Origin of the sequence: Flavobacterium sp., assembly GCF_043779715.1 — a bacterium.
Taxonomy (GTDB): domain Bacteria; phylum Bacteroidota; class Bacteroidia; order Flavobacteriales; family Flavobacteriaceae; genus Flavobacterium.
Window position 1 is genome coordinate 1 of the sequence record NZ_JAYWDT010000167.1, and the last position, 7,108, is coordinate 7,108.

Annotated in this window: 4 protein-coding genes; 1 reads left to right on the plus strand and 3 read right to left on the minus strand. The window is 33.0% G+C overall.

The genetic code is table 11. The features are described 5' to 3' along the window. Positions 1-217 precede the first annotated feature (217 nt). Positions 218-1,690 (plus strand): hypothetical protein, encoded by a 1,473-nt coding sequence (locus ACH2BG_RS08105; protein ID WP_395047196.1) that lies wholly within the window; start codon positions 218-220, stop codon positions 1,688-1,690. Positions 1,691-1,869: 179 nt separating this feature from the next. Here the strand turns inward: ACH2BG_RS08105 and ACH2BG_RS08110 are convergent, their stop codons facing one another. From ACH2BG_RS08110 to ACH2BG_RS08120, 3 genes are read right to left on the minus strand one after another with little or no spacing between them, the layout of a single operon-like run. Beyond that, complete coding sequence (locus ACH2BG_RS08110; protein WP_395047197.1) at positions 1,870-4,605, minus strand: DNA gyrase/topoisomerase IV subunit A; 2,736 nt, start codon at positions 4,603-4,605, stop codon at positions 1,870-1,872. A 45-nt stretch (positions 4,606-4,650) separates the two neighbouring features. Further along, complete coding sequence (locus ACH2BG_RS08115) at positions 4,651-5,130, minus strand: hypothetical protein (RefSeq protein ID WP_395047198.1); 480 nt, start codon at positions 5,128-5,130, stop codon at positions 4,651-4,653. 9 nt (positions 5,131-5,139) lie between these two features. Continuing rightward, positions 5,140-6,996 (minus strand): DNA topoisomerase IV subunit B, encoded by a 1,857-nt coding sequence (locus ACH2BG_RS08120; RefSeq protein WP_395047199.1) that lies wholly within the window; start codon positions 6,994-6,996, stop codon positions 5,140-5,142. Between the last annotated feature and the right edge of the window lie 112 nt (positions 6,997-7,108).

Sequence of the window (7,108 nt, forward strand, 5' to 3'; positions counted from 1 at the left end):
TAACCGTAATATAACCAATAGTCAATAAGCTACCTTTGATAAAATATTTTCTTAGAATCTTTTAATTCCTAAAAATTTACATATACAAAAACAAGAAAATAGCATCTATAAAATAATAGTCTCATATATTTTTTATAAGAGCTTCAATTTTATAATTGTTAATTTAATTTTCTTATTTAAGTTTAATGCAAAAAAATAAACCCAAAAAATAATATATATGATGAAATCTACTTTAAAATCAGTTTTTTTAATTGTGCTTATTTCGATTTTAGGAAATATTACTTCCAATGCACAAGTGGGAATTGGTACCGTTACACCAAATGCCAGTTCAATTTTAGATGTAACTTCTACAACTAAAGGAATGTTAACTCCTAGAATGACTACTGCTCAAAAAACAGCAATAGTTACTCCAACAGATGGCTTAATAGTTTATGATACAGATTTAAAATCTTTTTATTATTATAATTCTACCACAAGTCTTTGGGTTAAAATTAATAGCGAGGCTGATGGTAGATTAAAATACAAACTTATTAAGTCTACAGATGTTCTTGCTACAGTTTTAGCTACAGAACTGGCAGCGGGTGGTGGAACGAAATATCTTTTAGACACAGGTACTTTATACGAAATTAATGGAACAATTGTTTTTAATTTCCCAATTGAATTGAATAATGCTTATTTTACAGGATATGATTCAGGAGAGGATAAGATAGTAAGAACATCCGGTGATATTTTTGTTGGTTCCACAGGAGGAACAATCAGGGCATTAACAATAGTGGCAAGTGCTGGTAATGTATTTAATATTGATGGTGCTGGTACCGCCAGTATAATTTTTAGAGATTGTATAACGGCGAATTCTGCCAGTGTTGGATTGCTTAAAAACTTTTCTTTAGTTTTTGTAAGTATTATTCAGTATTCAGGTAATACGACTGGGATTACTTATGAAAATGTTACAAGATTATTATTAAGTAATGCAGGTTGGTTTGGTAATAATGCAGGTACTTATGAAAAATTAGTTGGTACTTTCAGTTTAGTTGCTAAACAAGGTGGTTTTAGTGAAGTGGTAGGGACAAGTATTGGTTTTGATGTATCCACAAACCCAACTATCTCTGGAGACGCCATTTTAGAGGGTACTGTTTTTACAGGAACTTTAACAACTGGAAAATATGTAAATCCTTATACAGTAGGCACATATACAGGATATAATTTTAATAATAGATGGAATGTCCGAAGTTCTGGTATTTCTACTGAAACTGATGCTGTGGCTACAGGGGATATAAATTTTGACTACCCTGTTGGATCAGGTGCGTCAACAAATTTGACTCCGACAGGCACAAATGTTAAATTGGCAGGAGTAACAACTTCTAATAATCTATTTAGGTTTTCAAGAGGTGGTGTAGATAACAGGTTACAATATTTAGGAACAAAGAGAAGGTTTTTTAGAGTAAGTGGTGCGGCTTCTTTTCAAGCGAATGCTACTGGAACCACTTATTTGTTTTTCATTGCTAAAAATGGAACAGTAATCAATCAATCTAAAGTTTACATAAACTCAAATTCAACTACAGATATCTTGGCACTTCCAATTGAAGCCATTGTTGATTTATCAACAAATGATTATATAGAAGTCTACGCACAACGTTTTTCAGGAACAGGAAATGCTTTAACGGTATCTATGAATGTTGTCGTTAACTAAAATCAAAAAGATACTTAATAGTGACTGAATTAATCAAGATTCTAAATAAATTTCAAATGTATAAGGTGATTATATATTAAGAGTTTAGTAAAAAAATACTACCCGAAATTCCAACAGAATCCAGCTAAAAATAAAAGTATACTCATAAAAAAACCAGCAATTGCTGGTTTTTTTATTTATTAATCTAAACTCAAAGTTATTTGTCCATCATCATCTAATTCAGTTTGAATATTTTCCGAAATATTTTCATCATCGGAAACTTCTAATTCCTCAGGAACCACTTCAACTGGTTCTTCAAAAGGCAAAGATTCTAAAAGATTCACTTGTTTTAGCTTGTCTGTTGTTAATTGATTTCCAATAGCTTTTATCCCTTTTATTCCTATAAATTGCTCTAAATCTATCGTTTGATTTTCCTTCTGAACACCTTTTACTTTATTAAAAATAATTTCGGCAACAGGACGCCAATCGGTCGAAACAATTTCTAGTTGCGACTTTTCGTGTTCGGTGATAAAAATTTCTTCTTTATTTTCGTTTTCAACTAAGAAACGTTTCACATAATAACGATCTTTTTCGCCATCATAATAAATTGCCGAAACTGGTTTTTTAGGATGCCATTTTTCTAACACAACCATATCTTCATCAAAATGCGTAGTTAGTTCTGGAATAATAGTTTTCAGTTTCCCAGATTGATTGATTATTAACAAACGATCATTTGGACGAAATTCTCCTAATAATTCTCCTCTTCCATCAACATTCAATTTCTGAACAGTATCATCAAACCAAACTTTTCTTGGTCGTAAAGTAGATATTCCTTTTTCTTTCAGTTCAATTTTCTTAATCGGATATTTAGAAACAGTATTTCCTTTGCTTACACGACCTTTTATGGCAATATCAGCAAAATCTAAATCCCATTTTAGTTTCTTAATACTTCCTACTTGACGTAATAAAATAGTGACAACCTCCGCTTCTCCATTTGGATTATGAGAAAAATATAAAACTTGCGAGCCATTGTTTCCGTTGGTTAAATCGTACATTTTATCACGAGTAACTCCCGAAACATTGAAACGTTTTATGTACGACGGTCCATTTTTTCCGTCGCGATAAATCATATTGTAAATCGTGCGTTTGTCACTTTTGTCGAAAATGGCAATATGAATAATGTCTTTACCAATAAATTTCTTCTCATCGACCTTTGCGACCATCATATTTCCGTCACGAAGAAAAACGATAACATCATCAATATCCGAACAATCGGCAACATATTCGTCTTTTTTAAGTCCAGTTCCTACGAAACCTTCTTCCTTATTTACATACAATTTTGTGTTACGCAAAGCCACTTTCGTTGCTTCAATCGTATCGAAACTTCTCAGTTCTGTTTGGCGCTCACGACCTTTTCCGTACTTTTCTTTTAGACGTGTAAAATAATCGATAGCAAAATCGATTAAGTTCTCTAAGTGGTGTTTTACTTGTTCTATATCGCCCTCTAAGGCTTCGATTTTGTCTTGTGCTTTGTTGCTGTCAAATTTAGAAATACGCATAATTCGTATGTCTAACAATCGGAGAATATCATCTTCCGTAACTGCTCGTTTTAGTTTTTTTGTGAATGGTTTTAATCCGTCATCAACTGCTTTTATTACATCTTCACGAGTTGTTTTATCCTCAATATCACGGTATATTTTGTTTTCGATAAAAATACGTTCTAACGAAAGGAAATGCCATTGTTCTTCGAGTTCACTTAACTGAATTTCGAGTTCACTTTTTAACAATTGGACGGTTCTGTTAGTCGAAATCTTCAACATATCAGAAACCCCAATAAATAATGGTTTGTTGTCTTCAATAACACAACCTAAAGGCGCAACTGATGTTTCGCAAGCCGTAAATGCGAACAAAGCATCGATGGTTTTGTCTGGTGAAACTCCTGGAAAAAGATGAATTAATATTTCAACTTCTGCAGCCGTGTTGTCTTCAATTTTTTTGATTTTGATTTTCCCCTTTTCATTGGCTTTCAAAATACTATCGATTAATGTTGATGTATTTGTCGAAAATGGGATTTGGGTAATCACCAATGTTTGCTTATCTAATTGAGATATTTTGGCACGCACACGAACTCTTCCACCACGCAAACCATCATTATAATTAGAAATATCGGCAATACCAGCCGTTTGGAAATCTGGATATATTGTGAATGGTTTTCCTTTCAGAATTTTTATCGAAGCATCGATTAGTTCATTAAAATTGTGTGGTAAAACTTTGGTAGACAATCCTACCGCAATACCTTCGGCACCAGAAGCCAATAATAGCGGAAACTTTACAGGAAGATTGTTTGGTTCGGCACGACGACCATCATAGGAAACTCCCCAATCGGTAATTTTAGGAGAATACAAAACTTCCAAAGCAAATTTTGACAAACGTGCTTCGATATATCGAGAAGCTGCAGCGCTATCTCCTGTGAGAATATTTCCCCAGTTCCCTTGGCAATCTATTAATAATTCTCGTTGACCAATTTGCACCATAGCATCACCAATACTCGCATCTCCGTGAGGATGATACTGCATCGTGTGACCTACAACATTGGCAACTTTATTATAACGACCATCATCTAACTCTTTTAGTGAATGCATAATACGACGCTGAACTGGTTTAAAACCATCTTCAATTGCAGGTACAGCACGCTCCAAAATCACATACGAAGCGTAGTCCAAAAACCAATCTTTGTACATTCCTGTAACTTTGGTAATGGTATCTTCTGGATTCTCGTCGTTTTCGTAAAAATGCTGACCTTCAAAGTGCTTTGCATCTACTTCAATAATTTCATCAGCGTCATTCTCTTCTTGATTTTCATCAATAGAATAATCGTCTGATTGGTTATCGTCTTCTGAATTTGGATTTATGTTATCTTCTTCTTCGTCTTTCATTTATGCTGAATTTATTTCAGTATCGTTTCCGTTAACAGTCTATTTTTATGCATATCCGTTCACATTCAGTAAACCATATGTGTTTTTTGATATATTGATTGAAATTTGCCAATGACAAGAACCTCCATCGTGAACTTTTTGAAAATATTTTTTCCACTCAAACTCTTTAAATCCAATGAGACCATTTTTATAATAAACAATAGTTGTTTTTCCAATTTGACACATTGCATTTACAAAAATAATTTTTTCACCTCTTTCATTGATTAAGCAAAAATATTGTCTATAATAATCTTTATAACTTTTAAATTTTGATTTTTTTACGAATTCAAATTTTCCGTCTTTTTCTAATTTATCTAAAAGTCTACAAACCTTATCAAGTTCTGTTTGACTTGGATTCCAAAATTTTTCTTCAAAACTTACAGAATCTTTTACAATTGCTAATTTTTCGTCTTTTTGGATTTTTACTTCTTTTTTACAAGATATGCTTATAACCATCAAAACTAAAATTAGAATTAAATTTTTCATATATTAAAATTAAACTGCTTCAACAACATCCAATTCAACCTTCAAATTATTGATAATAAATGTTTGTCTATCAGGTGTATTTTTACCCATATAAAACTCCAATAATTTTTCTATTGATGTCGATTTATCTAACATAACTGGATCTAAACGAATGGTTTCGCCAATAAAGTTCTTGAATTCGTCTGGAGAAATTTCTCCTAATCCCTTAAATCGAGTAATTTCTGGTTTTGGCTTCAATTTTTCGATGGCATCTCTTCGTTCTTGCTCTGAATAACAGTAAATGGTTTCTTTCTTGTTACGCACACGAAATAATGGCGTTTGAAGAATATACAAATGTCCTTCCTTGATCATTTCTGGGAAAAATTGCAAGAAGAAGGTAATTAGTAACAAACGAATGTGCATTCCGTCGACATCGGCATCGGTAGCTATTACGATGTTGTTGTAACGCAAATCTTCCATGCTTTCTTCGATATCTAGTGCCGCTTGAAGCAAGTTAAATTCTTCGTTTTCGTATACAATTTTTTTCGACATTCCGTAGGAATTCAAGGGTTTTCCACGCAAACTAAAAACTGCTTGCGTATTTACATCACGAGATTTAGTAATCGAACCAGAAGCCGAATCTCCCTCGGTAATAAAAAGTGTACTTTCTAAACTTCGTGGGTTTTTAGCATCAGTTAAATGAACTCTACAATCACGTAATTTTTTGTTGTGTAAACTAGATTTTTTGGCTCTATCTTTGGCTAATTTTCTAATACCTGAAAGTTCTTTACGTTCTCTTTCTGCTTGCAGGATTTTGCGCAAAAGCAAATCGGCAGTTTCAGGGTTTTTATGTAAAAAGTTGTCTAATTTGGTTTTAATAAAATCATTCACAAAAGTTCTCACCGAAGGCAAATCAGGTCCCATATCTGTAGATCCTAATTTGGTTTTAGTTTGCGATTCAAAAACTGGTTCTTCAACCCTAACCACAATCGCAGAAACGATTGATTTACGAATATCTGATGCTTCGAATGGTTTGTTGTAAAATTCTTTGATGGTTTTTACTATCGATTCACGGAAAGCACCTAAATGCGTTCCTCCTTGCGTGGTATTTTGTCCGTTTACGAACGAATAATACTCTTCTGAATATTGTGTTTTACTGTGTGTTATTGCTATTTCGATATCATCACCTAAAAGATGAATAATTGGGTAAACCATATCTTCTTCGGCAATAGTTTCCTCTAATAAATCTTTTAATCCGTTGTCTGAAAAATACTTTTCCCCATTGTAAATTATGGTTAATCCTGTGTTTAGGTAACAATAATTTTTGAGCATTTTGATAATATACTCGTTTCTATATTTGTAGTTTTTGAAAATAGCTTCATCAGCAATAAACGAAACTTTTGTTCCTTTACGCTTCGTGCTTTCTATAATATCTTCTTCTAAAGTTAAATTTCCTGCAGAAAATTCGGCAGCTTTTTGCTGGTTATCACGAACAGATTCTACACGAAAATAATGAGAAAGTGCGTTTACAGCTTTTGTTCCTACTCCATTTAGTCCTACAGATTTTTTAAATGCTTTCGAGTCGTACTTCCCTCCAGTATTCATTTTAGAAACTACATCGATAACTTTACCTAATGGAATTCCACGTCCGTAATCACGAACAGTAACCATTTTGTCTTTCATGGTGACTTCGATGGTTTTTCCGGCACCCATTACAAATTCATCGATACAGTTATCGAGAACTTCCTTGAGAAGAATATATATACCATCATCTGGTGAAGAACCGTCGCCTAGCTTCCCAATGTACATTCCGGGACGCAAACGAATATGCTCCTTCCAGTCGAGTGAACGTATATTGTCCTCATTATATTGATCTTGCTCTTGCATAAAGAAATCTTGGAATTTTTGCTAATGTAAGATATCTAATGAAAAAATAAAATAGCTTTTACATAAAGTTATCAAAAGAGTTGTCATCATTTATTTTGATATAAAAGTTCTT